Annotated in this window: 21 protein-coding genes, 1 rRNA gene and 1 riboswitch; of the genes, 15 read left to right on the top strand and 7 right to left on the bottom strand. The window is 72.2% G+C overall.

Features of this window, described 5'->3' with window-relative positions:
- From rrf to ACH4TG_RS40370, 11 genes are all read left to right on the top strand, one after another.
- Positions 1-82: ribosomal RNA gene (gene rrf / locus ACH4TG_RS40420) — 5S ribosomal RNA — on the top strand; the annotation flags it as partial.
- 115 nt (positions 83-197) lie between these two features.
- Positions 198-806: a CDP-alcohol phosphatidyltransferase family protein gene (locus tag ACH4TG_RS40415; RefSeq protein ID WP_398248227.1), complete on the top strand. Its 609-nt coding sequence runs from the start codon at positions 198-200 to the stop codon at positions 804-806.
- Between the two features lie 23 nt (positions 807-829).
- A complete protein-coding gene (locus ACH4TG_RS40410) occupies positions 830-3,325 on the top strand; it encodes a sugar phosphate nucleotidyltransferase (protein ID WP_398248225.1) in 2,496 nt (831 codons plus the stop codon).
- A gap of 72 nt (positions 3,326-3,397) precedes the next feature.
- On the top strand, positions 3,398-4,333 hold the full coding sequence (locus ACH4TG_RS40405) for a DUF881 domain-containing protein (RefSeq protein WP_398248223.1): 936 nt from the start codon (positions 3,398-3,400) through the stop codon (positions 4,331-4,333).
- Positions 4,330-4,662: a small basic family protein gene (locus ACH4TG_RS40400; protein WP_202237672.1), complete on the top strand. Its 333-nt coding sequence runs from the start codon at positions 4,330-4,332 to the stop codon at positions 4,660-4,662. The genes ACH4TG_RS40405 and ACH4TG_RS40400 overlap by 4 nt, the downstream gene beginning before the upstream one ends.
- Positions 4,663-4,669: 7 nt before the next feature.
- Positions 4,670-5,575: a DUF881 domain-containing protein gene (locus ACH4TG_RS40395; protein WP_398248221.1), complete on the top strand. Its 906-nt coding sequence runs from the start codon at positions 4,670-4,672 to the stop codon at positions 5,573-5,575.
- 58 nt (positions 5,576-5,633) lie between these two features.
- Positions 5,634-6,473 (top strand): FHA domain-containing protein, encoded by an 840-nt coding sequence (locus ACH4TG_RS40390; protein WP_398248219.1) that lies wholly within the window; start codon positions 5,634-5,636, stop codon positions 6,471-6,473.
- 58 nt (positions 6,474-6,531) lie between these two features.
- Positions 6,532-7,323 carry a MerR family transcriptional regulator gene (locus ACH4TG_RS40385; RefSeq protein WP_398248217.1) on the top strand — a complete coding sequence of 264 codons (792 nt, stop codon included), beginning with the start codon at positions 6,532-6,534 and terminating at the stop codon, positions 7,321-7,323.
- Positions 7,324-7,425: 102 nt separating this feature from the next.
- Positions 7,426-7,899, top strand: a complete 474-nt coding sequence (locus tag ACH4TG_RS40380; RefSeq protein WP_031518684.1) for a bifunctional nuclease family protein — start codon at positions 7,426-7,428, stop codon at positions 7,897-7,899.
- Positions 7,900-8,118: 219 nt separating this feature from the next.
- The gene (locus ACH4TG_RS40375; protein WP_398248215.1) at positions 8,119-8,757 is read left to right on the top strand and encodes a MerR family transcriptional regulator; all 639 of its coding nucleotides are present in this window, start codon (positions 8,119-8,121) and stop codon (positions 8,755-8,757) included.
- A gap of 65 nt (positions 8,758-8,822) precedes the next feature.
- A complete protein-coding gene (locus tag ACH4TG_RS40370; RefSeq protein ID WP_398248213.1) occupies positions 8,823-10,238 on the top strand; it encodes a DNA polymerase IV in 1,416 nt (471 codons plus the stop codon).
- Here the strand turns inward: ACH4TG_RS40370 and ACH4TG_RS40365 are convergent.
- Entirely contained in the window at positions 10,151-10,531 is a 381-nt protein-coding gene (locus ACH4TG_RS40365; protein WP_398248211.1) for a PRC-barrel domain-containing protein, read from the bottom strand. The genes ACH4TG_RS40370 and ACH4TG_RS40365 overlap by 88 nt on opposite strands.
- A 150-nt stretch (positions 10,532-10,681) precedes the next feature.
- Positions 10,682-10,790: riboswitch (glycine riboswitch) on the top strand.
- A gap of 188 nt (positions 10,791-10,978) precedes the next feature.
- Here ACH4TG_RS40365 and gcvP point away from each other — a divergent pair.
- Positions 10,979-13,867 (top strand): aminomethyl-transferring glycine dehydrogenase, encoded by a 2,889-nt coding sequence (gene gcvP / locus ACH4TG_RS40360; protein WP_398248209.1) that lies wholly within the window; start codon positions 10,979-10,981, stop codon positions 13,865-13,867.
- Between the two features lie 134 nt (positions 13,868-14,001).
- On the opposite strand, the gene ACH4TG_RS40355 is transcribed toward gcvP, so the two are convergent.
- On the bottom strand, positions 14,002-14,208 hold the full coding sequence (locus ACH4TG_RS40355) for a DUF5999 family protein (protein WP_398248207.1): 207 nt from the start codon (positions 14,206-14,208) through the stop codon (positions 14,002-14,004).
- 270 nt (positions 14,209-14,478) lie between these two features.
- Positions 14,479-15,066, bottom strand: a complete 588-nt coding sequence (locus ACH4TG_RS40350; RefSeq protein ID WP_398248205.1) for a hypothetical protein — start codon at positions 15,064-15,066, stop codon at positions 14,479-14,481.
- A 471-nt stretch (positions 15,067-15,537) separates the two neighbouring features.
- On the opposite strand from ACH4TG_RS40350, the gene ACH4TG_RS40345 reads away from it, so the two are divergent.
- Positions 15,538-17,028 (top strand): glutamate--cysteine ligase, encoded by a 1,491-nt coding sequence (locus ACH4TG_RS40345; protein WP_398248203.1) that lies wholly within the window; start codon positions 15,538-15,540, stop codon positions 17,026-17,028.
- Positions 17,029-17,121: 93 nt separating this feature from the next.
- On the opposite strand, the gene ACH4TG_RS40340 is transcribed toward ACH4TG_RS40345, so the two are convergent.
- Positions 17,122-18,906: a substrate-binding domain-containing protein gene (locus ACH4TG_RS40340; RefSeq protein WP_398248201.1), complete on the bottom strand. Its 1,785-nt coding sequence runs from the start codon at positions 18,904-18,906 to the stop codon at positions 17,122-17,124.
- Positions 18,907-19,051: 145 nt separating this feature from the next.
- Here ACH4TG_RS40340 and ACH4TG_RS40335 point away from each other — a divergent pair, with 145 nt between their 5' ends.
- Entirely contained in the window at positions 19,052-19,858 is an 807-nt protein-coding gene (locus ACH4TG_RS40335) for a CPBP family intramembrane glutamic endopeptidase (RefSeq protein ID WP_398248199.1), read from the top strand.
- A gap of 96 nt (positions 19,859-19,954) precedes the next feature.
- On the opposite strand, the gene ACH4TG_RS40330 is transcribed toward ACH4TG_RS40335, so the two are convergent.
- The 3 genes from ACH4TG_RS40330 to ACH4TG_RS40320 all read right to left on the bottom strand — a co-directional run bounded on the left by ACH4TG_RS40330 (position 19,955) and on the right by ACH4TG_RS40320 (position 21,622).
- Entirely contained in the window at positions 19,955-20,776 is an 822-nt protein-coding gene (locus ACH4TG_RS40330; protein WP_398248197.1) for a PhzF family phenazine biosynthesis protein, read from the bottom strand.
- Between the two features lie 129 nt (positions 20,777-20,905).
- Positions 20,906-21,097, bottom strand: a complete 192-nt coding sequence (locus tag ACH4TG_RS40325) for a DUF1059 domain-containing protein (RefSeq protein WP_398248195.1) — start codon at positions 21,095-21,097, stop codon at positions 20,906-20,908.
- A gap of 120 nt (positions 21,098-21,217) precedes the next feature.
- Positions 21,218-21,622 carry a helix-turn-helix transcriptional regulator gene (locus tag ACH4TG_RS40320; protein WP_398248193.1) on the bottom strand — a complete coding sequence of 135 codons (405 nt, stop codon included), beginning with the start codon at positions 21,620-21,622 and terminating at the stop codon, positions 21,218-21,220.
- A gap of 154 nt (positions 21,623-21,776) precedes the next feature.
- On the opposite strand from ACH4TG_RS40320, the gene ACH4TG_RS40315 reads away from it, so the two are divergent.
- A complete protein-coding gene (locus tag ACH4TG_RS40315) occupies positions 21,777-22,403 on the top strand; it encodes a PadR family transcriptional regulator (RefSeq protein WP_398248191.1) in 627 nt (208 codons plus the stop codon).
- The last annotated feature ends 184 nt before the right edge of the window (positions 22,404-22,587 follow it).

The following is a 22,587-nucleotide window of genomic DNA, read 5'->3' as shown; positions in this document are numbered from 1 at the left end:
CATTCCGAACCCGGAAGCTAAGCCTTTCAGCGCCGATGGTACTGCAGGGGGGACCCTGTGGGAGAGTAGGACACCGCCGAACAAATATTGAGAAATGGCCTGACCCCTGATCATGGATCCGGGGTCAGGCCATTTCTGCGTCTGGGGTAGAGTCGGCGCGCAACGTCCGCACGTTCGTACAAGCAGGAGGGGCCCCGGTGGAGGTCCAGGAGACACGGGTGCAAACGGATCGGATCTTCACGGTCCCCAACATCCTGAGTATGGCTCGCCTGGTCGGCGTCCCTGTGTTCCTGTGGCTGATTCTCTGGCCCGAGTTCGGCGGCCCCAAGGTCGACGGCTGGGCGCTGCTGCTCCTCGCCTTCAGCGGTGTGAGCGACTACCTCGACGGCAAGCTGGCCCGCCGCTGGAATCAGGTCAGCAGTCTCGGCCGGATCCTGGATCCCGCCGCCGACCGGCTCTATGTCCTGTCCACCCTGGCGGGCCTGACATGGCGTGGCATCCTGCCGCTCTGGATCACCGTGCTGCTGCTCGCGCGTGAAGCCATGATGGCCGTGATGCTGCTGATTCTGCGGAGGCACCGCTACGGCCCACCCCAGGTGAACTTCATCGGGAAAGCGGCTACCTTCAACCTCATGTACGCCTTTCCGCTGCTGCTGCTCAGCGACAGCAGCGGATGGCTTGCGACGCTGGCGTCTGTTTTCGGCTGGGCGTTCGCCGGTTGGGGTACAACCCTGTACTGGTGGGCAGGGATCCTCTATGTGGTGCAGGTCCGGCGACTTGTCAGGGCGGATACCACGGCTGACTGAGTCATGAGGAGGACGTTTTCGACATGAAGGCGGTAGTGATGGCCGGCGGCGAAGGGACACGCCTTCGCCCGATGACCTCGAGCATGCCCAAACCTCTGCTGCCAGTGGTGAATCGCCCGATCATGCAGCACGTTCTGACATTGCTCAAGCGGCATGGACTCACTGAGACGGTGGTCACAGTCCAGTTCCTCGCGTCCCTGGTGAAGAATTACTTCGGGGACGGCGAGGACTTCGGAATGGAACTCACCTATGCCAACGAGGAAAAGCCGCTGGGGACGGCCGGAAGTGTCAAGAACGCCGAAGAAGCGTTGAAGGACGATGCATTCCTCGTGATTTCCGGTGACGCGCTCACCGATTTCGATCTGACCGATCTGATTGCCTTTCACAAGGCCAAGGGTGCGCTTGTCACGGTGTGCCTGACCCGGGTGCCGAACCCCTTGGAGTTCGGCATCACCATCGTCGACGACGAGGGCAGGGTCGAGCGTTTCCTGGAGAAACCGACGTGGGGTCAGGTCTTCTCCGACACGGTGAACACCGGCATTTACGTCATGGAACCGGAAGTCTTCAACTACGTCGAACCGGACGTGCCGGTCGACTGGTCGGGGGACGTCTTCCCGCAGCTGATGAAGGAGGGCAAGCCGGTCTACGGCTATGTCGCCGAAGGCTACTGGGAGGACGTCGGCACCCACGAGAGCTATGTGAAGGCCCAGGCCGACGTCCTCGAAGGCAAGGTCGACGTCGACATCGACGGCTTCGAGATCTCGCCCGGCGTATGGGTCGCCGAAGGAGCCGACGTCCATCCCGACGCGGTGCTGCGCGGCCCCCTCTACATCGGGGACTACGCCAAGGTCGAGGCCGGCGCGGAGGTCCGCGAGCACAGCGTGATCGGGTCCAACGTCGTGGTGAAGTCCGGTGCGTTCCTGCACAAGGCGGTGATCGCCGACAACGTCTACGTCGGACCGCAGACCAATCTGCGCGGCTGCGTCATCGGCAAGAACACCGACGTGATGCGGGCGGCGCGGATCGACGAGGGCGCCGTCATCGGCGACGAGTGCCTGATCGGCGAGGAATCCATCATCGCGGGCAACGTCCGCGTGTACCCGTTCAAGACCGTCGAGGCCGGCGCGTTCGTCAACACGTCCGTCATCTGGGAGTCGCGCGGCCAGGAGCACCTGTTCGGCGCCCGCGGCGTCACCGGCATCCTCAACGTGGAAATCACGCCGGAGCTCGCCGTCCGCCTCGCCGGCGCGTACGCGACCACGCTCAAGAAGGGCGCGACCGTCACCACCGCGCGCGACCACTCCCGCGGTGCGCGCGCCCTCAAGCGCGCGGTGATCTCGGCCCTGCAGACCAGCGCCATCGAGGTCCGCGACCTGGAGAACGTGCCGATGCCGGTGGCCCGGCAGCAGACCGCGCGGGGCAGCGCCGGCGGCATCATGATCCGGACCACGCCCGGCCGGCCCGACTCGCTGGACATCATGTTCTTCGACGAGCGCGGCGCGGACCTGTCGGCGGCCGGCCAGCGCAAGCTGGACCGCGTCTTCGCCCGGCAGGAGTACCGCAGGGCGTTCCCCGGCGAGATCGGCGACCTGCGGTTCCCCGCGACGGTCTTCGACTCGTACACCGGCGCCCTGCTGCGTGCCGTCGACATCTCCGGCATCGCCGACTCCGGGCTGAAGGTGGTCGTGGACGCGGCCAACGGCAGCGCGGGCCTGGTGCTGCCCAGTCTGCTGGGCCGGCTCGGCGTGGACGCGCTGACCATCAACCCCGGTCTGGACGAGGCGCGCCCCACCGAGACCGAGGAGAGCCGGCGGGCCGGCCTGGTGCGGCTCGGCGAGATCGTCTCGTCGGCTCGCGCCGCGTTCGGCGTGCGCTTCGACCCGGTCGGCGAGCGGATGTCGCTCGTCGACGAGCTGGGCCGGATCGTCGAGGACGACCGGGCGCTGCTGGTGCTGCTCGACCTGGTGGCCGCCGAGCGCCGCAGCGGCCGGGTGGCGCTGCCGGTGACCACCACCCGCATCGGCGAGCAGGTCGCGGCCTACCACGGCACGCAGGTCACCTGGACGACGACCTCGCCGGACGACCTGACGAGGGTCGGCCGGGAGGAGGGCACGATCTTCGGCGGCGACGGCCGGGGCGGCTTCATCGTGCCCGAGTTCAGCAGCGTGTTCGACGGCTCCGCGGCCTTCGTGCGGCTGATCGGCCTGGTGGCGAGGACGCAGCTCACGCTGAGCCAGATCGACGCCCGGATCCCGCGGGCGCACGTGCTCAAGCGCGACGTGCCGACCCCGTGGGCGGTCAAGGGCTCGGTGATGCGCCGGGTCGTCGAGGAGGCCGGAGAGCGGTCGGTGGACACCACCGACGGCGTGCGCGTGGTGGAGTCCGACGGCCGCTGGGTGATGGTGCTGCCCGACCCCGCGGAGGCCGTCACCCACCTGTGGGCGGAGGGCCCGGACGACGCCTCCGCGCAGACTCTGCTGAACGAGTGGTCGGAGGTCGTGGAGAGCGCCGGGCGGTGAGGAGGCGCCGGCACGGCGCGTCCTGAGGGGGCCATTCGAGTGTGACGGCCGCGACGTGCGACGATGTGCGGCATGCCGCAGCAGCCACTCGAACGGAGCAGCCCCGTGCCCGGGGCTGCTCCGCGGCGCCCTGACGCCTCGATGTCGCTGCTCACCAACGTCATGGAGCACAGCCTCGACGACGGGTACGCGGAGGCCGCGGCCCGCCGGGGCGCCGTCGGCACCTCGCGGCTGCCGTCGGCGCTCAGCGGGCGGCTGTGGCTGGCCGCGGGACTGGTGCTCGCCGCGCTCGTGGTGACCCTCGGTGCGGCCCAGGCGCAGTTCTCGGCGCCGACCGTGGCCAAGGAGCGGCAGAACCTCATCGACCGCATCCAGTCGGAGACGCGCGGCGCGGACACGCTGCAGAAGAACGTGGACGCGCTGCGCGACACCGTCTCCGCGGAGCAGCAGGCGGCGCTGCGCGACCACGGCGGCCGGCAGAGCGCCGCGCTGCTGGAACTCATAGCCGGCGCGACCCCGGTCTCCGGCCCGGGCGTCAGGCTCGTCGTGGACGACGCCAAGGAGGCCTCCCAGGGGTCCACCGGCGGCCCGCGGGAGAGCAGCAGCTTCTCCGACACCGGGCGGGTCAGGGACCGCGACATGCAGCGCGTGGTGAACGGCCTGTGGGCCTCCGGCGCGGAGGCGATCTCGATCAACGGGCAGCGGCTGACCGCACTATCGGCCATTCGGGCGGCGGGTGAGGCCATACTGGTCGACAACAAGCCGCTGGCGCCTCCGTACACGGTGCTGGCGATCGGGGACGGGAAGCGGTTGAGCAGCACATTCCAGGACAGCGCGGACGGCCAGTACCTGCAGGTACTCAAGGACGACTACGGCATCCGCGCGAGCATCGGAGTCCAGGACAAGCTCGACCTGCCCGCGGCACCGAGCATCGTCGTGCGCTATGCCACGCCGGTCCCCGGCAACCAGAAGGCCGACAGCGCCGGGAACGGGAAGGGTTCGAAGTGATCGCCGTACTGGGCCTCGTCGTGGGAGTCGTGGTCGGCCTCGTGGTGCGCCCCGTCGTGCCGTCCGGGGTGGAGCCTTACCTGCCCATCGCCGTGGTCGCCGCGCTGGACGCCGTGTTCGGCGGCCTGCGGGCCATGCTCGACGGGATCTTCGACGACAAGGTGTTCGTCGTCTCCTTCCTGTCCAACGTCGTGGTCGCGGCGCTGATCGTCTTCCTCGGCGACAAGCTCGGCGTCGGCGCCCAGCTGTCCACCGGCGTCGTGGTCGTCCTCGGCATCCGGATCTTCTCCAACGCGGCCGCGATCCGCCGGCACGTCTTCCGGGCGTGACGCGGACATGAGCGACGAGCAGACACTCCGCGAGCCGGAAGAGCGTCCGGGGCCCGGGAAGGGCGGCGCCGAGGGCAGCGGTGGCGAGGAGACCGCCGCGCAGCGCGCCGCGGGCGACGAGGGAGCCGCCGGCGAGCCGCAGGAGCGTGCCGACGACGACGGCGCCGCCACGGAGCGCGCGGCGGAGGACCGGGTGGCCAACGGCCGCAGGCGGCTGCTGAACGGCCTGTGGCCGCCGCGGCTGTCGCGCGCCCAGATGATCGTCGCGGTGCTGCTGTTCGTCCTCGGGCTGGGCCTGGCGATCCAGGTGCGCACCACGAGCGACAACGGGGCGCTGCGCGGCGCCCGCCAGGAGGACCTGGTCCGCATCCTCACCGAGCTGGACAACCGCAGCCAGCGGCTGCAGGACGAGAAGCGCGGGCTGGAGAGCCAGCGCTCCCAGCTGGAGACCAGCTCCAACCAGGCGGCCGAGGCGCTCAAGCAGACCCAGCAGAAGGAGGCCCAGCTGGGCATCCTGGCGGGCACCGTCAAGGCCGAGGGCGCGGGGATCACCCTGACGATCACCGACCGGCACGGCGGCGTGCAGGCCGACTCCCTGCTGGACACCCTGCAGGAGCTGCGCGCGGCCGGCGCCGAGGCCATCCAGATCGACGACGTCCGGGTCGTCGCGGACACCTACTTCACGCAGGGTGCGGACGGTGTCCTCATCGACGGCCACAAGCTGTCACAGCCGTATGTCTTCAAGGTGATCGGCAATCCGCAGGACCTGGAACCGGCACTGAACATCCCCGGAGGGGTCGTGCAGACGCTGGAGAAGGAGCAGGCCACGGCGGATGTGGTGCGATCGCAGAAGATCGTCGTGGACGCCTTGCGGCCGTCGAAGCAGCCTGACTACGCTCGGTCATCCCAGTGAGGCAGGGGGTCCGGGCCTCGGTGGGGTCCTGAGTAGTGGAAACTGTGAGTAGCGAGGGTTGGTCCTGCCCCACGGGCGGGTCTGCTTCTTTCAAGGGGAATCGCCCGTGAAGTTGTTTGGGAAGTTGTTCGGCAAGAGCGCGCGGCAGTCGGGAGACCCGGCGACGGCGCGCCACCGTGCCCCGCGGCACATGACCGACGAGGGTCAGGGCGGCCCCGGGGACCGCCCGCTGTTCAGGAACGACGTGCCCGGATCCGGCGGGGACTTTTCCGGCGGCCCCGGCGTGGCGGCTGTTGACCCCGCTTCCGCCGGACGCATAGGTTTCGGGGATCCAGCGACGTCAGGCACGGGCGGAGGGATCGGCTTGCCGGTATGCAGCAGGTGCGGTCACACCAACGCGGAGGCCAGCCGCTTCTGCTCGAACTGCGGTGCGCCGCTGAGGGCGGGCGCGGCTCCGTACGAGCGGGCCTCGGAGACCACGTCCACCATCTCGATCTCCGGTATCGAGGCGTACGAGGCGGAGGCCACCGGCCAGACGCCGGTGCCGTCGCTGTCGCCGGAGGCGCAGTCCGCGGTCGCCGCGCTGCCGCCCGGCTCCGCGCTGCTCATCGTGCGGCGCGGCCCGAACTCCGGCAGCCGCTTCCTGCTCGACGGTGAGCTGACCACCGCGGGGCGCCACCCGCAGAGCGACATCTTCCTGGACGACGTCACGGTCTCCCGCCGGCACGTGGAGTTCCGCCGCGGCCCGGACGGCGGGTTCACCGTCTCCGACGTGGGCAGCCTGAACGGCACCTATGTCAACCGGGAGCGGATCGACTCGGTGTCGCTGGCGAACGGCGACGAGGTGCAGATCGGCAAGTACCGGTTGGTGTTCTACGCAAGCCAGCGGGGCATCTGACCCCGCCCGGCTCCCGCCCGGGACCTCGTCCCGGGCGGGCCCCCGAGGGAAGGTGTGCATGCCGAGATCGCCAGGCGGGGCCACAGACGGCACCGCGGCCCCGTCCGCCGCCGGGGCGCTGCTGAGCATCGGAGCGGTGCTCAGCCGGCTGCAGGACGAGTTTCCCGAGGTGACCATCTCCAAGATCCGCTTCCTGGAGACGGAGGGCCTGGTGGAGCCGCAGCGCACGCCCTCGGGGTACCGCAAGTTCGGCGAGCGGGACGTCGAGCGGCTGGCATACGTCCTGCGGGTGCAGCGCGACCACTACCTGCCGCTGCGGGTGATCAGGGAGCATCTGGACGCCCTGGACGCCGGTGAGCCGGTCGTGACCCTGGCGGCGGTGGCCGACGGCCGGGCGAAGGTCGGGCTCCCCGGCCCAGCAGGCAGCCCGGAGGCCGCGGCGGACAGTGCGCCCGGGCCCGGCCCGGACGACGTGCCGGCGGAGCTGCGGGTCGGCCGGGACGAGCTGCTGGCCGCCACCGGCGCGGACAGCGCCGAGCTGGAGCAGTGGGAGTCCTACGGCCTGGTCGAGGCCGGCCGGGACGGCGGCTACGACGCCGAGACGGTGAACATCGCGCGGCTGATCGTGGAACTCGGCCGGTTCGGCCTGGAGCCGCGCCACCTGAGGGCCGTGAAGGCCGCCGCGGACCGGGAGGCCGGCCTGGTGGAGCAGGTGGTGGCCCCGCTGCGCCTGCACCGCAACCCGCAGACCCGCACCCACGCCGAGATCACGGCCCGCGAGCTGGCCTCGCTGTCCGTTCGGCTGCATGCCGCAATGGTTCAGTCCGCATTGCGTGTACGCCTGCGCTGACCGGCGAATACGGCCTTTTCCGGCCCCTTCTCGGACGCCGGACGGCCGCGCCGGGCTCTGCCCGACTACCCAAACCCGGCAGGCACGGCCTAGGGTTGCTGTGTGAACGAGCTCGACGTTGTGGGTGTCCGGGTCGAAATGCCCTCCAACCAACCGATCGTGCTCCTGCGTGAAGTGGGAGGCGACCGGTACCTGCCCATCTGGATCGGGCCGGGGGAGGCGACGGCCATCGCCTTCGCGCAGCAGGGCATGACGCCTGCGCGACCGCTCACACATGACCTCTTCAAGGACGTGCTCGAGGCGGTCGGGCAGACCCTCACCGAGGTGCGCATCACGGACCTGCGGGAAGGCGTCTTCTACGCGGAGCTGGTGTTCGCCAGCGGAGTCGAGGTCAGCGCCCGCCCGTCCGACGCCATAGCGCTCGCGCTGCGCACGGGGACGCCGATCTACGGCAGTGACGGAGTGCTGGACGACGCCGGGATCGCCATCCCGGACGAGCAGGAGGACGAGGTCGAGAAGTTCCGGGAGTTCCTGGACCAGATCTCGCCCGAGGACTTCGGCACCAGCAACCAGTAGCCGCCCGCTTCCCCGGGCCAGGGCAAGGTTGCTCCGCCGTACGGGCATTCGGGTAGTCGTTCCCGGTGTGCGGTCAGATGAAACCACTCGTGGGGTGAATATCACTCGGCGTGCCGAGTGTGGCGATCGTTGACGCACCCCTGGGGACTGCCTACCGTCAACATGGAAAGTCTCGTGGCACATGCGCGCGACCGCGAGGCGCTAAGGACGGAGGGCGGCGTGAGAAGCACCGGAGACGGGTGGGTGCCCGGCGGTCCGCTGGCTCTCCGCGGGCCCCTGCCCCGAGCGGCCGCGGCGGACCCGGGGGGTTCCGGGAGTTCCGGCAGCTCACCAAGTTCCGCAGATCCGGCTCCCGACTGCACGGCGGAGCAGATCGGCTACCGCGGGCCCACCGCCTGCGCGGCGACCGGCATCACCTACCGCCAGCTGGACTACTGGGCCCGCACCGGCCTGGTGGAGCCCAGCGTCCGGCCCGCCTACGGCTCGGGCACCCAGCGCCTCTACGGCTTCCACGACGTCGTCGTGCTGAAGATCGTCAAGCGCCTCCTGGACACCGGCGTCTCCCTGCAGAACATCCGCACCGCGGTGCAGCACCTGCGGTCGGTCCGGCCGTCCGAGCTGGCCCGGATGACGCTGATGAGCGACGGCGCGACCGTCTACGAGTGCACCTCGCCCGACGAGGTCGTCGACCTGCTGCAGGGCGGGCAGGGCATCTTCGGCATCGCGGTCGGAGTGGTGTGGCGGGACGTGGAGAACGCCCTGTCCCAGATGCACGGCGAGCGCGTCGACACCGGGGAGACCCTGGTCGGCCACAACCCCGCGGACGAGCTGGCCAGGCGCCGCAACCGGGCGGTCTGAGCGCCGGGGTCGCGAACCGTACATGTGTACGGCCGATGTCGGTGGGATGCGGCACGATCGAAGGTGTGAGAAGTGCGCCGACGATCCTCCACCTGGACATGGACGCGTTCTTCGCCGCGGTCGAGCAGGCGTCGAAGCCGAGCCTGCGGGGCAAGCCGGTCGTGGTCGGCGGCCTCGGGCCCCGCGGCGTGGTGTCGACCGCGTCCTACGAGGCGCGGGTGCACGGCGTCCACTCCGCGATGGCCATGGCGCACGCCCGCCGGCTCTGCCCCAACGCCGCGTACCTGATCCCGCGCTTCGGGATCTACCGGCAGATCAGCGAGATCGTGATGGCCCTGCTCGCCGAGGTGTCGCCGCTGATAGAGCCGCTGAGCCTCGACGAGGCGTTCGTCGACCTGGAGGCCGGCGATTCCGCCGGCGATCCGCAGGCGGTCGCCGAGGGGCTGCGGGCCCGGATCCGCGCCACCACCGGCCTCACCGCCTCGGTCGGCCTGGCCGGTTCCAAGCTGCTCGCCAAGATCGCGTCCGAGCAGGCCAAGCCGGACGGCCTGGTCATCGTCGAGCCCGGCAGCGAGCGGGCGCTGCTCGACCCGCTGCCGGTCCGCACCCTGTGGGGCGTCGGCCCGGCCACCGCCGAGCACCTGCGCAAGGCCGGCATCGTCACCGTCGCCGAGATCGCCCACGCCGGGGAGGCCGAGCTGGTGCGGCTGCTCGGCAAGGCACACGGCACCTCCCTGCACGCCATGGCCGCCGGGCTCGACAACCGGCCGGTGGTCGCCGACCGGGACGTGAAGTCGATCTCCGTCGAGGACACCTTCGACACCGACCTGCACGACCGCGCCCACGTCCGCTACGAGATCGACCGGCTGGCCGACCGCTGCGTGCAGCGGCTGCGCGGCGCCGGCCGCTCCGGGCGCACCGTGGTCGTCAAGGTCCGGCGCTACGACTTCTCGACGCTCACCCGCTCCGAGACGCTGCGCGCGCCCACCGACGACCCGTCGGTGGTCCGCGAGACCGCGCGGCGCCTGGTGGAGGCGGTGGACACCACCGGCGGGGTGCGGCTGCTGGGCGTCGGCGTCGCGGGGCTGGCCGACTTCACCCAGGAGGACCTGTTCGCCCAGCACGCCGGCGAGCAGGAGCCGGGGGAGGAGATCGTGCCGGAGCTGCCCGCGGTGCCGCCGCCGCAGCCCGAACGGGCCAAGCGCTGGCTGCCCGGGCAGGACGTGGTGCACGAGGAGCACGGCGCCGGCTGGGTGCAGGGCAGCGGCGTCGGACGGGTCACGGTCCGCTTCGAGGTGCCCTCGGACACCGTGCCCGGGCGGGTGCGCACGTTCGCGGTCGACGACCCGGCCCTCGCGCACGCCGACCCGCTGCCGCTGGGGCCGGCCGGCGGTCAGTCGCCGGCGACCTCGCCGAAGTCACGGTCCGGCGGCGCGTCGGGGCCCCGGCCGGAACCGGACCGCGGCACGTCCATCCCGTAGTGGTGGTACAGCTGCAGCTCCTGCTCGGGGGACAGGTGCCGCCCCACGCCGAAGTCCGGTGCGTCCCTGATCAGCGCCTTGCGGAACGGCACCCGCAGCTCGTCGTCCACCACCTCGCTCGGCTCCAGCGGCACGAACGCGTCTCGGGTGAACAGCCCGGTGCGCACCGCCGCCCACTCCGGCGAGCCGGTGGCGTCGTCGAGGTACACCTCGTCCACGGTGCCGATCTTGGTTCCGTCGCGGTCCAGGGCCCGGCGTCCGATCAGGCTGCGCGGATCGATGTCGCTCTGCACGGGACCTCCAGCCTGGGCGAACTCGAATACTGCTCGATACCAATCAAAGCCACAACGCAGGCGCTGTCGACTCGGACCGGCGCGTCGCACTCCCGGCCGCCGCGCACCGGCCGGTCGGCCGAAGGCGCTGGTAGGCTGGTGGGCGGCTGCAGACCCCTTGCGGGAGAGCTTCCGGTACGTCCCGTCAGGGGCCTCGCGGAAGCGCCGAAGGAGCAAACCCTCCCCGGAATCTCTCAGGCATCCGTACCGCATGGGCGAGGTCACTCTGGAAAGCAGGGCACGCCCCGGGAGCGCCGCAGCCTCCGGGAACCGGCCCTCACCGACGGTGAAAGCCGCCCCTCGCGGGGGCGGTGAAGCTCTCAGGTCCGATGACAGAGGGGGAGGCCGTACGGGTGTCCGCGCCGTTGGCACCCCCGAAGGTCGTCGCAGACCAGGAGGCCTCCTCAGATGACTGACCGCCGCATCCCCCTCGCCGAGCTGGAAGCCGGCGTGCCCTTCGCACGCCGCCACATCGGCCCCGACGCCGAGGCGCAGGCCAAGATGCTCGCCCAGGTCGGCTTCGGCTCGCTCGACGAGCTGACCGCTGCGGCCGTGCCCGACACGATAAGGAGCGCCGAAGCGCTGGGCCTGCCCGCCGCGCTCACCGAGGCCGAGGCGCTCGCCGAGCTGCGCGCGCTGGCCGACCGCAACCAGGTGCTCGCGCCCATGATCGGCCTCGGCTACTACGGCACCTTCACGCCGCCGGTCATCCTGCGCAACGTCATGGAGAACCCCTCCTGGTACACCGCCTACACGCCGTACCAGCCGGAGATCTCGCAGGGGCGCCTGGAGGCGCTGCTGAACTTCCAGACGATGGTCGCCGACCTCACCGGGCTGCCGACCTCCGGCGCCTCGCTGCTGGACGAGGGCACCGCGGCCGCCGAGGCGATGGCGCTGTCCCGGCGGGTCGGCAAGGTCAAGGACGGCGTCTTCCTGGTCGACGCCGACACCTTCCCCCAGACGACCGCGGTCATCCAGACGCGTGCCGAGCCGACCGGCGTCGAGGTCGTCGTCGCCGACCTGAGCGACGGCATCCCCGCCGAGGTGGCCGAGCGCGGCGTCTTCGGCGTGCTGCTGCAGTACCCGGGCGCCTCCGGCGCGGTCCGCGACCTGCGCCCGGTCATCGAGCAGGCGCACGGCCTGGGCGCGGTCGTCACCGTCGCCGCCGACCTGCTCGCGCTCACCCTGCTCACCTCGCCCGGCGCCCTCGGCGCGGACATCGCCGTCGGCACCACCCAGCGCTTCGGCGTGCCGATGGGCTTCGGCGGCCCGCACGCCGGCTACATGGCGGTCCGCGACGCCTACGCCCGCAACCTGCCCGGCCGGCTGGTCGGCGTCTCCGTGGACGCCGACGGCGACAGGGCCTACCGCCTGGCCCTGCAGACCCGCGAGCAGCACATCCGCCGCGAGAAGGCCACCAGCAACATCTGCACCGCGCAGGTCCTGCTCGCCGTCATGGCGGGCATGTACGCGGTCTACCACGGCCCCGACGGCCTGGCCGCGATCGCCCGCCGCACCCACCGCTACGCCGCCGTGCTGGCCGCGGCCCTGCGCGCCGCGGGGCTGGAGACCGAGCACGACGCGTTCTTCGACACCCTGACCGTCCGGGTACCCGGCAAGGCCGCCGGCGTGGTCGAGGCCGCCCGCGCCGCCGGCGTCAACCTGCGGCTGACGGACGCCGACCGGGTCGGCGTGGCCTGCGACGAGACCACCGACCGTGCCCAGCTGGCCGCGGTGCTGGCCGCCTTCGGCGCGCCCGCCGCCGACCTGGACGCGCTGGACGCGGCGACCGCCGACGCGCTGCCCGCCGCCCTGGTCCGCACCGAGTCGTACCTGACCCACCCGGTCTTCCACCAGCACCGCAGCGAGACCGCGATGCTGCGCTACCTGCGCCGGCTCGCCGACCGCGACTACGCGCTGGACCGCGGCATGATCCCGCTCGGCTCCTGCACGATGAAGCTCAACGCCACCACCGAGATGGAGCCGGTCACCTGGCCGGAGTTCGGCGCGCTGCACCCGTTCGCGCCGGCCGAGCAGGCCGCCGGCTACCTGGAGCTGATCCACGGGCTGGAGGACCAGCTCGCCGAGGTCACCGGCTACGACAAGGTCAGCCTGCAGCCCAACGCCGGGTCGCAGGGCGAGCTGGCCGGGCTGCTCGCGGTGCGCGCCTACCACCGGGCGAACGGCGACACCGGCCGCACCGTCTGCCTCATCCCGTCGTCCGCGCACGGCACCAACGCCGCCAGCGCCGTGATGGCCGGGATGAAGGTCGTCGTCGTCAGGACCGGCGAGAACGGCGACGTGGACGTCGACGACCTGCACGCCAAGATCGAGCAGCACCGCGCGTCGCTGGCCGTGCTGATGGTGACCTACCCGTCGACGCACGGCGTGTTCGAGGACAACATCACCGACATCTGCGCGGCCGTGCACGACGCGGGCGGCCAGGTGTACGTGGACGGCGCCAACCTGAACGCGCTGGTCGGCCTGGCCCGGCCCGGCAAGTTCGGCGCCGACGTGTCGCACCTGAACCTGCACAAGACCTTCTGCATCCCGCACGGCGGCGGCGGCCCGGGTGTCGGCCCGGTCGCGGTGCGCGCGCACCTCGCCCCCTACCTGCCCAACCACCCGCTGCAGCCCACCGCGGGCCCGGAGACGGGCGTGGGACCGGTCTCGGCCGCCCCCTGGGGCTCGGCGGGCATCCTGCCGATCTCCTGGACCTACGTGCGGCTGATGGGCGCCGAGGGGCTCAAGCAGGCCACGCAGATGGCCGTGCTCGGCGCGAACTACGTCGCCAAGCGCCTGGAGCCGCACTTCCCGGTGCTCTACACCGGCCCCGGCGGCCTGGTCGCCCACGAGTGCATCGTCGACCTGCGCCCGCTGAGCAAGGAGACCGGCGTCAGCGTCGACGACATCGCCAAGCGCCTGATCGACTACGGCTTCCACGCGCCCACCATGTCGTTCCCGGTGGCCGGCACGCTGATGATCGAGCCGACCGAGAGCGAGGACCTCGCGGAGCTGGACCGCTTCTGCGACGCGATGATCGCCATCCGCGGCGAGATCGACCGGGTCTCGGGCGGCGAGTGGCCCGCCGACGACAACCCGCTGCACAACGCCCCGCACACCGCGGCGGCGCTGGGCGGCGAGTGGACGCACCCCTACAGCCGGCAGGAGGCCGTCTTCCCGGCCGGCGTCTCGGCGGCCGACAAGTACTGGCCGCCGGTGCGGCGCATCGACGGCGCCTTCGGCGACCGCAACCTGGTGTGCTCCTGCCCGCCCCTGGACGCCTACGACAGCTGACGGCAGGCGCCGCCGCACCGGCCGCCCGGTGCAGCACGGGGCCGCACACCGCCCGAGCATGGCTGAGCCGGTTCCGCTGGAGACAGGGGAACCGGCTCGGAGGTGCGGTTGCGCGGTACGCGCGGGGCGGGCCGTCAGGCCGCCGTGGTGATCTGCTCGCTGCCCAGCGGGCGGTGCGGCGCGATGATCCGGCCGTCGGGGAGCAGCTCGCCTGTGTCCTCGAAGAGGAGTACTCCGTTGCACAGCAGGCTCCACCCCTGCTCCGGGTGGTGGGCCACGGTACAGGCGGCCTCCCGGTCGGAGCAGTCGGCGGCAGGGCACTGCGGATGGTGCTGGCACATGGTCGATGGTGTCTTTCGCTGCGAGTGATGAGTGAAGCCTTCGGTCGTGCTGGCTGCCTGGCTCACGGTGCGTCCCCCCGTTCGTGTGCGGCGGTCCCAAGTGTCGTCCTGCCGGGATGATTCCGCAGGGATTTCCCCCAGCCGGTACTCATTGGGGGAAGACGCGTCACCCGCGCGGGCGGTTGCGCAGCAGAGCGGCGGTGCCCCCCTCGCCTCGTTCGGAGAGGGGGGCACCGCCGTCGCGTCCCAGGAGCCGGGGCCGGCTGCCGCTCAGGCCGGCGAGCCGGCCAGCGGCGGGGGCGCCAGCCGGACGTTGAGCACCGGCGCCAGGTCCACCAGCCGGTAGATCTGGTGCGAGGCGATCCCGGGCGGCGCCGGCGCCAGCGGGATGATCAGGTCCGACGGGTCGGGCTGGGCGGTCGCCGCGTCCGCGCGCGGCACCGAGTGCAGCCACAGGGCCAGCATGTACAGGCCCGGGACCGACAGCAGATGCGGCTGGTACGTCGACGGCAGTGCCTCCGCCTGCCGCAGCGCCCGTTCCGTGGACACCAGGTACGGGCCCTCGGAGAACCGCGAGAACACCCACCCGTCCGGTGTCGCCACCGTCTCGCCCGCCGCGGCGACCCGTGCGCCCACCCTGATATGGAACCGCCAGCCGGTCAGCCGCGCCTGGGGCAGCGCACCGGGAACGGACGCCGGTTCGAACACATGGACAGGAAGCGGGTGTTCGGCGTCCAGGGGCCCTTCCGCGGCGCGCAGAGCCGGGGTCCTTGCCTCCAGGACCGCGGTGGGCGAACTGAGCGCCGCGAGGACGCTCAGGAGGGCAGGGGCGGGTGCAGGGGGGACAAGCAGCGGCATGATGTCGCCTCTCACTCTGGAGACACAACTGGAGACACAGGTGGTGCGGGGTGTGGGGCGCGGACGGCGCGGTCGGTACGGGGGAAGGCGTCCGGCTCGGGCACGTCGGCGAGGGCGGAGTCTTTGCCTTGTGCGCGGAGTTTATACGACGCGTGTTCGCTCCGTGTTTCGTCTAGTCGCTGCCAGTATTACGCGCAAGGCGAGAATTCGCCTTCTTTGACAGGCTGCCGCGCGGCATTCCCGCAGGGTATGAGGTGGGCGGTGCATTTTTCTGCCCGCCACGGTCGGCCGGAACCCGCCGGTCCTATTCGGCGGTGTTTACGCAGGTCCCGTGCGCCTGAATGTGCCGCTGGAACGTGCTGCTGTCGTCCGATACGGCAAGCCTAGCGTGCGGACGTGATCCCTCGCGGCGTTATCGATCATTTGGGTGGGCATCCTCGTGTGGGGACCGCTCGAGGGAGGGACGCTTCGATGGGCGAGAAGGTCGTGGCCGGCGCGTTCGACCTGGCCGATCGCCGGATGTACCGGCGGAAGCTGCAGCAGTGTCTGCTGGGGCTGGAGCGGCTGTTGGACGAGAAGCGATTCGATCGGCCACGCAATCTCATGGGGCTGGAGATCGAATTGAATCTCGCGGATTCCGGGGGGCTGCCGCGCATGATGAACGAAGAGGTGCTGGAGCGCATCGCGAGCCACGATTTCCAGACCGAGCTGGCACAGTTCAATATTGAAGTGAACATCGCGCCGCATCGGCTATCCGGGCGAGTGCTCGACCGGCTGGCCGAGGAACTGCGCACCGGTCTGGGCTACGCCGACCGGATGGCCGGTGAAGTGGGTGCACGCATCGTGATGGTGGGAATACTGCCCACTCTTGAGGCGCAGGATCTCGTCTCGGCGAACCTCTCCAGGGCCGACCGCTACACCCTGCTCAACGACCGCATCCTGGCCATGCGCGGCGAGGACATCACCGTGGACATCGAGGGCGTCGAGCACCTCGTCTACACCTCGGCCTCCATCGCGCCCGAGGCCGCCTGCACCTCCACCCAGCTGCACCTGCAGGTCACGCCCGGCCGGTTCGCCGCCGTGTGGAACGCCGCGCAGGCGGTCTCCGGGCCGCAGATCGCCGCCGCGGCCAACTCGGCCTTCCTCTTCGGCCGCGAGCTCTGGCGGGAGACCCGGCCGCTGCTGTTCCAGCAGTCCACCGACACCCGGCCCCAGGAGCTGCGGGCCCAGGGCGTGCGCCCGCTCACCTGGTTCGGCGAGCGCTGGATCGACTCGGTGACCGACCTCTTCGCCGAGAACGTGCGCTACTTCCCGTCGCTGCTGCCCATCTGCGACGACGAGGAGCCGCTGCGGGTGCTGGACGACGGCGGCATACCGCAGTTGCGCGAGCTGACCCTGCACAACGGCACGATCTACCGCTGGAACCGGCCGGTCTACCAGGTCGTGGACGGGGTGCCGCACCTGCGGGTGGAGAACCGGGTGCTGCCCGCGGGCCCGACGGTCACCGACGTGCTGGCCAACGCGGCGTTCTACTACGGCGTGGTCCGGGCGCTGGCCGAAGCCCCCAGACCGCTGTGGCAGCGGCTGCCGTTCGGTGCGGCCGCGGCCAACTTCGACGCGGCGTGCCGGGACGGCATCGGCGCGGTGCTGCACTGGCCGCGCGGGCGCGGCGGCACCCTGGCGGAGGTACCGGCCGCCGACTTGATCCGCGACGAGCTGCTGCCGCTGGCCTCCGCCGGACTCGACGCGTGGGGCATCGACCCGGTGGACCGGGACCACTACCTGGGCGTCATAGAGGAGCGCTGCCGGCGCAGGACGAACGGCGCCGAGTGGCAGGCCGCGGTCTTCCACCGGCTGCTGGAGCGCGGACTCGACCGCCGGCTGGCCCTGGCCACGATGACGCAGCGCTACCGCGCGCTGATGGAGGCCGGCGAGCCGGTGCACACCTGGCCGCTCGACTGACCGGGCCGGGATCCCGGGCCCTCCGGGCCGTCCGGGCCCCGGCCCGTCCGGGAGCGGTGCCGGCGGGTTCCCGGACGGCCGGGCCCGGCCGGCTCAGGGAGCCGCGGCCGCCGCGCTGGACGCCGCCGCCACCACCGCCTTGAGCAGCACCGCCTGGATCTGCTCGGGATCGTTCACCCGGTACGCGGCACCACCGGTCGCCTTGGCGATCGTGTCGCACGCCGCCAGGTCGGCCTCAGGGCCGACCGCGATCATGATCATCGGCACCGGGTGCTGCGGGGTGCCGATCGACTTGAGCCGGGAGGCGAGGGTGCTCAGCGAGATGCTGCCCGGGTCCTCGTTGGCCCCGTCGGTGAGGACCACCACCGCGTTGAACGCGCCGGCGGCGTACGAGCGGAGCGCGTCCTCGTACACCGCGAGCGACGTGTCGTACAGGCCCGTCGAGCCGCCGGGCACGGGCTGGAGCGTGCGGAAGGCGCCGTGCAGCCGCTGCCGCTGGGTGGCACCGCCGGACGCCTTCCCGCCGAGCCGTGCGGTGGGGACCAGGACCTGGTAGTCGCGGGTGCCGTCCAGCCGGGTGGCGAAGCGCCACAGGCCGATCTGGTCGCGGTCGGTGAACTGCCCGAGGGCCTGCTCCAGCGCGGACCTGGTGACGTCGAGCCTGGTCTGCCCGCCCGCTCCCGGGACCAGCGCGCCCATCGACGCCGACGCGTCCACGACGGTGGTGATCCGGGCGCTCTGCACGGTGATCTCCCACATCAGCCGCAGCTTCTGCAGCTCCGCGGGAGACGGGGAGGGGGCGGGGGAGGCCGACACCGGCTGCGGGGTGCGGCCGCCCGCCCTGGCCAGCGTCGCGGCCGCCGGCGGCGCCTCCGGCGCGCGGAACCCCGCGGCGGTCAGGGTGCGCAGCGCGTCGTCCTGGCCGAGCAGCAGCAGGAAGCGGTCGGCGGCCCGCGCCTGGTCGACGGACAGGTCGCGTTCGTCGACCCTGGTGTACGGGTAGTCCAGCGTCGCCGCGCCGTCCTTGGGATAGAAGAGCCTGAGCGGGGGCTTGCCGCTGCTGTTGCGGGTGAAGGCGGCCTGTTCCGAGAGCACCAGCGCCTGGCTGCGCGACCGGTCCGACAACTCGGCGGCGCCGGGGCCGGCAGGCAGCGCGGCGACGGCCTGCGCCTCGTCCGGCGCGGTGCGCTGGGCCAGCAGTTTCGCCGCGGCCTCCGACTGCACGTCGGCGTCGGAGCCGCCGGTCCGCGCGATCGAGTTGTTGATCATCGCCAGGGCGAGCAGGCCGGTGGCGGTGCGGGCCGGGTCCGGGGTGCCCAGCCGCAGCCCGGACTGCGCCGCCGCTCCGGTCAACTCGCCCCAGGTGTAGGTCTTCGCCGGCCAGCCCAGCCGCTCCGCCTGCTGCTCCAGCGCGCCGACCACCACCGGGGAGCGGACGACCGACGCCTGCTGGGTGAAGGTCAGGTCGCTGCGCGCCGCGGCCGCCTGGTCCACCCAGATCCCGTCGTCGGGCACCCAGAGCGCGAACTTCGGTGCGTGGCCCGCGCCGTGGGCCAGCTCGTCGGCCACCTCGGCGGAGGAGCGGGCGGTCACCTGCACGTCGAGGCACTGGCCGTCGCTCTTGGTGTGGGAGCGGCGGGCCCGGTCCGCGATCTGCGCCAGCGCGGGCGCGACGTCCGGTGACGCGACCGCGGCGACGTGCACGGTGCCGTGGCCGCAGGCGCCGCGTGCACCGAGCAGGTCCCCCCGCAGCAGGGCGAAGGCGCTCGCGCCCACCGCCAGGACCAGGACCGCCGCCACGGCGCCCACCCGGCGCCGGCCGCGGGACGGTGGCCCGTCCTCGGGGGGTTGCTGGGTGGCTGTCCGGTGACGTCCCATGGCGGCGTGCCCTCCTGCTTACCGTTCCTGCGCTGCTCCGAACCTGGATGCCCTGTGGGGGGTGGGGGGTGGCTCCGCGGCACGGAGCTGGATCTTCGTATCTTTTGCGGAGACCCTAATCGCGCGCGGACGGCGCACAAGCGGGATGACGATATTGGAGGGCCGCGTGCACGCTGAGTCATACGAGCTGGAGGAACGGCTCGCACCGCGCACGCTGCGCAGCGAGACGCTGATCGTGCTGGGTCTGTCGCTGGGCGCCAGCGGGATGTCCGCGCTGATCAGCTTCATCGGTTCGGTGACCCGGCCCGGCGCGTTGAAGAACCAGGCCACCACCCTCGTCGGCTCCGCGGCGCCCGGCCGGCCGTGGCTGGACCTGGCCTGGCAGCTCTTCGGGATCGCCAGCGCGCTGGTCCCGGTGGCGCTCGTCGCGCACCTGCTGGCCCGCGAGCGCGTCGGGATGCCCGTGATCGGCTTCGACCTGACGCAGCCGCGGCGCGACCTGCTGCGCGGCGCGGTCGTCGCGGCCGTCATCGGCGGCACCGGCCTGGCGTTCTACCTCGGCGTGCGGGCCGCCGGCTTCAACCTGACCGTGGTCCCGGAGTCGCTGCCCGACGTGTGGTGGAAGATCCCGGTACTGGTGCTGTCCGCGGTGCAGAACGCCGTCCTCGAAGAGGTCATCGTGGTCGGCTACCTGCTGCGCAGGCTCGGGCAGTTGGGCTGGACGCCGGCCGGTGCGCTGGCCGCCAGCGCGGTGCTCCGCGGCTCGTACCACCTGTACCAGGGGCTCGGCGGGTTCTTCGGGAACATGGCGATGGGCGTCGTCTTCGTGCTGCTCTACCGCCGCTGGGGGCGGGTCGGACCGCTGGTGGCGGCCCACTCGCTCATCGACACCGTGGCCTTCGTCGGCTACGCGCTGCTGGCGGGGAAGGTGGGCTGGCTGCCCACCGGATGAGTCCGGATGAGTCCGGATGAGTCCGGACGAGCCCGGATGAGCCCGGATGAGCCCGGATGAACGCGGCCCCGCCGGGCGCGGCCGCGCGCCCGCCCGCTACGGCACGGCGTGCAGTTCGCCGTCCACGACGGTCACCGCGGAACCGGTGAGCAGCACCCTCTCACCGCGCAGCCGGGTGCCCACCATGCCGGACCGCGCCGACGCCTGCAGGCCGGTGAGATCGTCGCGGCCCAGCCGGGCGGACCAGAACGGGGCCAGCGCGGTGTGGGCGCTGCCCGTCACCGGGTCCTCGTCGATGCCGACGGCGGGGAAGAAGCCCCGCGAGACGAAGTCGTAGCCGCGCTGCGGGTCCTGGGCCGCGGCCGTGGCGATGATCCCGCGCCGCGAGAGCGCCGCCAGCGCCGCGAAGTCCGGGCGCAGCGCGCGTACCGCCTCCTCGTCCGCGACCTCGACGAGCAGGTCGCCGCAGTCGGGACCGGTGTCCAGTACGGTCAGCGGCCGCGCGCCGAGCGCCTCGGCCAGACCGTCGGGAGCCGTCGCCGGGGTCAGCGGCGCGGCCGGGAAGTCCAGGGTGATCGTGCCGTCGCCGCCGGCCTCGGCCGACAGCACGCCGGCCGCGGTGCGGAAGCGGATCGTGCCCGCGTCGGCGCCGGTGGTGCGCAGGACGTGGGCGGTGGCCAGCGTCGCATGGCCGCACAGCCGGACCTCGGTGACCGGGGTGAACCAGCGCAGCGCCCAGCCGGCGTCCGGCGCGCCCGCCAGCGGATGGGCGAACGCGGTCTCGGAGAGGTTGAGTTCCGCGGCCACCTGCTGCATCCACGCCTCGGGCGGGAACTCGCCGGAGCCGAGCAGCAGCACCCCGGCCGGATTGCCGCCGAAGGGGCGGTCGGTGAACGCGTCGACGATTCGGATCCGCATGCGGTGAGCGTAGGGCCTGCGGGAGGCGTCCGGGCAGGTCCGCGGAGGGTGACGGCCCCCGGCCGGCCCGGACCGGACGTCGCCGCCCTTGCGCGGGCGGCGACGCGGGGAGAGCCGATGGCCGGATGGTCAGGCGTGCTGCGGGACCTCGTCCTTGAGCATGCCCCTGATCTGGCCGCGCAGCTCGGCGCTGTCGGTGTGGCCGTGCACGGACACGGCGTGCTCGCTGGCGGCACGGACCACTTCGTCCTCCTCGCCGGAGATGGTGAGGGTGCAGTTCGTCTCGCTCGGGTAATCGCGGCAGTCGGCGACTTTGCGCATGACGCACCTCCTCGTCACCCTCCCAGTCTAGTTCCGCAGATGCGGAGACATCCGGACGAGCCCGGCACACCCGGGCGAATCCCCTTAAGGGCCGCCCGGATCCCGCGTCCGGACGCCGGCCTAGCCAGGCCCGTTCCTGACCGGCCTGGTGTGGATCTTGGACAGGCACGCCGGGAGGGCCGCGGAGTCCTGGTGGTCGCGGGCGCGGTAGGCGCTGGGGGTCTCGCCGACCAGTTCGGTGAAGCGGGAGCTGAAGGAGCCCAGCGAGGTGCAGCCGACGGCCATGCAGACGTCGGTCACGCTCAGGTCCCCGCGGCGCAGCAGCGCCTTGGCCCGCTCGATCCGGCGGGTCATGAGGTAGCTGTACGGGGTCTCGCCGAAGGCCGCGCGGAAGCTGCGCTGGAAGTGGCCGGGCGACATCAGCGCGACCTGCGCCAGCGCCGCGACGTCCAGCGGCTCGGCGTACTCGCGGTCCATCAGGTCGCGGACCCGGCGGAGCCGGACGAGGTCGGAGAGAGGGGGCACGCCTGCCACCGTACCCACTCCCCGGCCGCGCGCGCCGCGGATCCGCGCAGGTCAGCGCCGAGGGTGGGCGGACTCCCGAAGGGTGTTGTCATCCGACAGGTTCCGATATATCGTTGATGTGTCGCGAACGATCAACGATGGAAGGAGCGACATCATGCGTCCCCAGGGAAACGAGCATGAGCACCACCATGGGCACTGCGGCCCCGGCCATCACGGGTGGGGCGAGCGCGAGGCCCGCAGGGCGGCTTTCGGGCCGTTCGGACCTCCCTTCGGCGGCGGGCCGTTCGGTCCCGGCGGCCGGGGCAGGGGCGGGCACCGCGGCGGCGGCCGGGCACGGCGCGGCGATGTGCGCGCGTCGATCCTCGCGCTGCTGAAGGACCGCCCGATGCATGGCTACGAAATGATCCAGGAGATCGCCGAGCGCAGCGGCGGCGCGTGGAAGCCGAGCCCCGGCTCGGTCTACCCGACGCTGCAACTGCTGGAGGACGAGGGCCTGATCACCAGCGCCAGTGAGGGCGGCAAGAAGCTGTTCACGCTGACGGACACCGGGCGCGGCGAGGCCGACGCGGGCCCCGAGGCCCCGTGGGAGGAAGCCGGCCGGGGCGTCGACTGGGATGCCCTCAACGAGATAAGGAAGGCCGGCGGCGGGCTTGTCGAGGCGTTCCGCCAGGTGTGGGCGACCGGTACCCCGGAGCAGCGTGACAAGGCGCTGACCGTGGTGAACGAGGCCCGCAAGCGGCTGTACCTGATCCTCGCCGACGAGGACACCGAGCAGGACTGACCGCGGACCGGTCCGCGGGAAGGGGCCACCGCGCCCGCCGCGGCCGGAACCCGGGTGATCGAGCCGGGGCGGGGGGGGGCCCCCCCCCCCCGCGGCCCCCCCCCGGGCCCGGGGGGGGGGGGCCCAGACCCGGGGCCCCCCCCCGCGCCCCCCCGGCCCGGGCGGCGGGCCCCACCCCGCCCCG

Origin of the sequence: Streptomyces sp. NPDC020917 (assembly GCF_044333795.1) — a bacterium.
Taxonomy (GTDB): domain Bacteria; phylum Actinomycetota; class Actinomycetes; order Streptomycetales; family Streptomycetaceae; genus Actinacidiphila.
The sequence above is the reverse complement of the archived record's forward strand: the minus strand, read 5'-3'. Positions and strand labels throughout refer to the sequence as shown.